Source organism: Actinoplanes sp. NPDC051633 (assembly GCF_040681735.1).
Classification (GTDB): domain Bacteria; phylum Actinomycetota; class Actinomycetes; order Mycobacteriales; family Micromonosporaceae; genus Actinoplanes.
In genome coordinates, this window is record NZ_JBFAZH010000445.1 from 1 (window position 1) to 5,794 (window position 5,794).

Genomic DNA, 5,794 nt, shown 5'->3' on the forward strand with positions numbered 1-5,794 from the left:
GCAGAAGCACCGCGGGACGGATCCCGCGGTGCTTCTCCGATCGCGCAGACGTCAGCAGTCGACGAGGGCGATGACGTTCAGCACGGAGCAGTTGTTGCTGAGGATGTCGCCGGTGAGGATGCCGTTGCGGTCGTCTCCACTGCCCTGGCTGATGTAGGTGCCGGAGTGGTGATTGTTGCTGCCGTTGTGGTCGTGGTGGTCGCAGGCGGCGGCCGGGCCGGCGAACGCCAGCACGGCAACGGCAGCGGCACCGGACGTGACCAGCACGGACTTCAGCGTCTTCATGGTGGGACCTCTCATGATTCCTACACGGTCGATCTCCACCGTAAAGACAAAAATTGTCCGGTATGTCGGAATGGCCGATTCCCCATCATCCGAACGGGGGACATCGTCCCGCCCGCTATCTGCGCACCACGGTGAACCCGCCCGGCAGCACCAGCGCCGGCACCATGGCGCCCCTCGCGGACACCCGGGCTCGACGAACACCCGCCCTGTCGTACGTCTCGACCACCGCAGGGCCCGACCCCGGAACGGCCACCTGCACCGACTGCGGTGTGCGCGCCGCGCTCCGGAGCATCGCCGTCGCCCGGCCGTTGCCGTCGATCACGTAGCGGGACACCAGCGGTTCCAGCATGACGGCGTCCACCACCGCCTCGCCGCCGGCCGCGGTGGCGACCAGATCGGCCCGCCCCGGCGGCAGCTCGCCGACCCCGACGGGCAGCAGCGCCCCCGGCGCCGGCGATGCCCCCGGCGGGCCCACCCGCCCGTGCCGCACTGTCCCCAGTTCCCGTCCGGTGGTCGACCACCGGGTGACGGCGGAGCTTCCCGGGCGCAGGTCGACGACCGGGAGGACGAGCTGCGGCTGGGACGCCGCGGGCACCTGCCAGCGTGCGGTCGCGCCGGCCGGCATCCGCACGTAGCCGCCGTTGCTGAACTGCGACTCGCCGGTCCATGCCGACTCCGGGGTCACCACCGTGGCGCCGCCGCCGAGCACGGCCTGCTCGGCCTCCACCGTGGTGGTGCCGACCCGCTCCGCGATGTGGTTCTGCCGGGCCAGCGCCGCCACGCCGGGATGCGCGTCCAGGGCCAGCATGCTCAGCAGCCCGTGGATCGTCGACTCGGCGCCCGAGTTGCGGTTGACCGTCCCGTCGCCGGCGATGCCGTCGATCGTCCGCCCGGTCGCCGGGTCGTACGCCGGCACACCCGCCGGGTTGGCCCCGAAATACCAGGCCGCGGTGATCCCGGCCAGTTGCTCGAAGCCCGTGCGGCCGGTGGCGGCGGCCACGGCGAGCAGCGACTGCACCCGTGAGTCCACGCCGTACGCGATCTGGGTGCGGTCGACCCGGGCGGGCAGGCGTCCGTTGTCCGGGCCGCCGGAGGTGAGCAGCCACGGGGTGAAGACCGCCGCGTCGGTCACCGCCGGCCGGACCAGGCCCGCGTCGTCGAGGACCTGCCCGGCGCGGGCCAGCGCGGCCGGCATCTGCGATCCCCAGGCGTGCCAAAAGGACCGGGACAGTGCCCACGGCCGGATCGCGCCGAACGGCCACTCGCGCGGGCCGCCGTCCGACAGCGCGGCGATGCCCTCGGCGAATTGCCGCAGCGCCCGCCGGGCCGCCCTGCCGCCGCCCGCGTCGACGTACGCGGCGAGGCCCAGCACCGCCTCGGCGGTGGCGTCCGCGCCGTCCACGATGAGCCACGCCGGTGCACGGTCGCCGTCGACCACCTGCCACGTCCCGTACCGGACGAGAACCTGGCGCTGCAGCGCCGCGACCGCCAGATCGAGCCGGCGGCGCAGGAACACCGCGAACTCCGGGTCGGCGCCACGCCACGCGCCGCCGTCCTCAGCCCCGCCACCGCCCCTGACCGGACTGAAGGCTGCATAGGCCTCGCCGAACGCCCACACCGTGCGGGCCAGCCAGTACGACGGCCCGCTGTCGGACGGGTCGGGCAGCTCCGGCGGGTCGGCGCTCGGGTTGAGCGTGCCGTCCGGCTGCATCCACAGGGTCACGTTGCCGGCGTGGGGACCGGTGGTCGTCTGCATGTAGGCCAGCCCGCGCAGCAGCTCACGTGACGCCTCGCGGGAGGAGCGGGCGCCGGTCTGCCGCCAGTGCCGCAGATAGACCACCGCCGCGCGGGCGATGTCGTCGGCGTTGTAGGCGCCCTGACTCCAGGTGTCGGTGGCCGGGTCGTAGGCGCCGCCGCCGATCCGGCGGTAGGTGCCGTCCGGGTTGCGATCGGCATAGGTCCACAGCACGCCGATCTCCTGCCGGGAACCCGGCGGGGTGACGCGGTCGCGCAGGAAGTCGAGGTGGGCGAGGTTGGTCAGCCGGGCGGACGCGGCGGCCGGCTCCGGATTCAGCGGCGTGATCAACGGCGTGATCAACGGCGTGGTCAGGACGAGACTGCCGCCGAGCAGCAGCGAGCGACGTTTCATGACGAACTCCGATTCCAGAGGCGCGCGACCCCGATCTTGGTGTCCGCCATGCCGTAGAAGACGTAGTGGACACCGTCGACCTCTTCGATCGCGGTGGGAAAGACGACGTTGGGCACCGTGCCGCGATGTTCGTCCTCGGTCTCGGGTACGAAGATCGGCTCGGCGGTGCGGGCGAGGACGTGGCCGGGGTCGGCCGGATCGAGCAGCATCGCGCCGGCCGCGTAGTGGACGTCCTGACCGGCCGGGTCCCAGCCGGGCGGCACGTACCCGGTGACCCCGTGGTGGATGAGCAACCACCCCTCCGGCACCCGCAGCGGCGGCGGGCCGGCGCCGATCTTCAGTTCTTCGTAGGGGAACCGCGGCAGCGCCACGCATCGATGGCCGCGGAGCCGGACCAGCGCCGTCAGGTCGGCGACGACCTCGTCGACCGGCACGTAGGAGATCCAGATGCCGGGCCGCTCGTCGGTGACGCCGGCCGGCAGGTGCACGCCCTCGCCAGGCCGGAACCACCCCAGGTCCCACATCGGACGGTGGAGCATGGCGTAGCAGGGGCGGCCGCCCGGCCCGGGCACCGGCTCGGGAAAGAAGACCGCGTCCTTGTTGGGGAACAGGTTCAGGTCGGTGTCCAATGCGGGCTGGTACGCGAACTGCACCGGCCCGAGACGTTGCCAGGTCAGCAGATCGGCGGAGACCGCCATGGCGAGCCGCGGACCGAGCGGCCCGAACGCGACGTAGGTCATCAGGTGCCTGCGCAGGGTCGGCACCCAGGTCGTCCGCGGGTCCTCCACGCCCGCGTTGCCGATGCCGCGTTCCCAGCCCTCGTCCGGCGCCAGGACGACGCCCCGGCGGGACACCCCGACGGGTACGCCGTCGCGCAGCACCACCTCGGCCAGCCCGACCCGGGACACGTTGCCGCGGCCGACCATGCGCGGCAACAGATGCAGCCGCCCGTCCGGCGTACGCCCGCTCGCAGGGTTCAACACCCCTTCGGCTTCGAGCGGGTCACCCGGGTCGGGCGCCATCACGACGCCGACCCGGGTCAACTCGTACGGGATTTTCATCCCTTGATCCCGGACCCGAGATCGCTGGAGACGAAGTGTCGCTGGAACGCGATGAAGAGCGCGACCGCCGGTGCGGCCAGCACACACGCGCCGGCCAGGATCGCGCCGTACGGGTTGGCGGCCCGCGACGCCACGTTGCTGATGTAGTTGGCCAGGGAGACCGCGAGGGGCTGCATGTCCGCCTGCTTGGTCACCAGGAACGGCCAGAGGAACTCGTTCCACGGGCCGATGAAGGTGAGCAGGACCGCCGTCAGCAGTGCCGGACGCACCAGTGGCAGCGCGACCGACCAGAGGATCCGCAGCTCCCCCGCGCCGTCCAGCCGGGCGGCCGAGAACAGGTCATCGGGCAGCTGCAGGAAGAACTGCCGGAAGATGAAGACGGCCGTGGTGTTGATCGCGAAGGGCAGGATCATGCCGAGGTACGAGTCGGCCAGGCCGTAGCCCCGCACGATCAGCACGTAGAGCGGGATGAGCAGCAGCTGGAACGGGATCACCTGCACCAGCAGGACCACGACGAACAGCGTGCCGCGGCCACGGAAGTGCAGGCGGGCAAGCGCATAGCCGGCGAGGACGCCGAAGACGACCGTGCCGAGCAGAACGCCGCCGGTGAAGATCCCGGAGTTGATCAGCGAGCCGACCAGGTCGACGCGCGAGTTGATGTCGCTGTAGTTGTCGAGCGTGAGCCCGCCGGTCGGCAGCGCGCCGGCCACCGACGTGTCCGGTTCGGACTGCAGCGAGCCGATCAGCATGTAGTAGAAGGGAAACAGGAAGATCAGCGCGCCGGCGAAGAGGACGACGTACCGCAGGATCCTTGGCCATCTGCTCATGTCAGTCCCTCTCGATCAGCCGGCGGTTGATGAACGAGATGATCAGCACGCCGATGACCAGGAGCACGCCGATCGCCGCGGCGAAGTCCGGCTCACCCTGCTGAAGGCCGCGCTGATACATGACCAGGACCGGCGAGGCGGACGCGCCGTTGGGCCCGCCACCGCCGGTCAGCAGGTACGGCTCGGTGAAGAGGTTGGCGCCGGTGATGGTCGCCAGGATGACGACCAGCGCGGTGGCGGGCCGCACCGCCGGGACGGTGACCGACCAGAACTGCTGCCACCTCGAGGCGCCGTCGACCGAGGCCGACTCGTAGAGCTCATTCGGCACGTTCTGCAGCGCCGCGAGGTAGAGCAGGATGAAGAAGCCGAGCTGCTTCCAGGTCACGAACAGCGCGATGACCGGCATCGCGAGGCTCTCGTTGACCAGCCACGACGGGTCGGGCGCCAGCGGGCCGAGCACCGAGTTGACCAGTCCGCCGGAGTTGAACAGGAACAGCCACACGCCGACCACGGCCACGCTGGCCGTCACGTACGGGACGTAGAACGCGACCCGCAGGAATGCCCTGGCGTGCACCGCCCGGTTGAGCGCCACCGCGAGCACGAGCGCCAGCGCGGCGGTCAGCGGCACGTTGATCACCAGGAACACCACGATGTTCCCGAACGACTTGCGCACGCCCGGATCGGTCAGCACCGCCTTGTAGTTGTCCAGCCCCACGAACGGCCGCTCGACGATGGCGCCGGGCGCCGCGAAGAAGTAGTCGTGGAAGCTCATCCAGACCGCGAACCCCAGCGGGTACGCGAAGATGACGGCGATGTAGACCGCGTACGGCGCGGCCAGGATCATCCCGACCGGGTGGCGCCCCAGAACCGTGCGACCGGCGGTGCGAGTGGCGGCGGCCATCAAGAACCGCTGGCCAGTTGGTCGACCTTCTGCGCGGCCGCCGAGAACGCGTCCGGCACCGGCTTCTTACCGAAGATCACCGACTCGGAGTACGCGTCGCGGAACGCCTGCCAGATGGCCACGGAGTTCGGCACGTTCGGCACCTCGACGGTGCGCGCGGCCTGGTCGGCGAACTGCTTGTAGGCGGCGTTCTTCGTGAAGTAGTCCGGGTAGGCGGTCTGCAGGCCGGTGCGCAGCGGCATCTGGCCGGTCTTGGTCAGCAGGTCACCGTCCTGCTCCTTGCTGGTGGCGAACTTCAGGACCTCCCAGGCGGTGGCCCGGTTGGTGCAGGCGCTGTACATCGCGACGTTCTTGGCGTCGCTGAACGTCTTGATCTGGTCGGCCGGCTTCCCGGTGGAGGTCGGCACCGGCACCGCGCCCCACTTCACCTTGTCGCCGTAGACCGCGATCGCCCACGGCCCGACGATCGCCATGGCATCGAAGACTTAATCAATTTTTAAAAAACGTTTTGCGACGCAAAATCTTACTTACTATCTAGTTTTGAATGTATAATCATTCATTTGTCTGGTGA

Annotated in this window: 6 protein-coding genes; all 6 read right to left on the reverse strand. The window is 70.2% G+C overall.

Annotated features, from left to right (window positions below):
• Positions 1 to 51: 51 nt before the first annotated feature.
• The 6 genes from AB0M20_RS23310 to AB0M20_RS23335 all read right to left on the reverse strand — a co-directional run bounded on the left by AB0M20_RS23310 (position 52) and on the right by AB0M20_RS23335 (position 5,696).
• Positions 52 to 285 (reverse strand): hypothetical protein, encoded by a 234-nt coding sequence (locus tag AB0M20_RS23310; protein ID WP_364301409.1) that lies wholly within the window; start codon positions 283 to 285, stop codon positions 52 to 54.
• A 115-nt stretch (positions 286 to 400) separates the two neighbouring features.
• Complete coding sequence (locus AB0M20_RS23315; RefSeq protein ID WP_364301411.1) at positions 401 to 2,434, reverse strand: hypothetical protein; 2,034 nt, start codon at positions 2,432 to 2,434, stop codon at positions 401 to 403.
• The gene (locus AB0M20_RS23320; RefSeq protein WP_364301413.1) at positions 2,431 to 3,495 is read right to left on the reverse strand and encodes a hypothetical protein; all 1,065 of its coding nucleotides are present in this window, start codon (positions 3,493 to 3,495) and stop codon (positions 2,431 to 2,433) included. Before AB0M20_RS23320 ends, AB0M20_RS23315 begins: the two co-directional genes overlap by 4 nt.
• Positions 3,492 to 4,322, reverse strand: a complete 831-nt coding sequence (locus AB0M20_RS23325) for a carbohydrate ABC transporter permease (RefSeq protein ID WP_364301416.1) — start codon at positions 4,320 to 4,322, stop codon at positions 3,492 to 3,494. Before AB0M20_RS23325 ends, AB0M20_RS23320 begins: the two co-directional genes overlap by 4 nt.
• Before the next feature lies 1 nt (position 4,323).
• Complete coding sequence (locus AB0M20_RS23330; RefSeq protein ID WP_364301418.1) at positions 4,324 to 5,223, reverse strand: sugar ABC transporter permease; 900 nt, start codon at positions 5,221 to 5,223, stop codon at positions 4,324 to 4,326.
• Entirely contained in the window at positions 5,223 to 5,696 is a 474-nt protein-coding gene (locus AB0M20_RS23335; RefSeq protein ID WP_364301420.1) for an extracellular solute-binding protein, read from the reverse strand. Before AB0M20_RS23335 ends, AB0M20_RS23330 begins: the two co-directional genes overlap by 1 nt.
• Positions 5,697 to 5,794 lie beyond the last annotated feature (98 nt).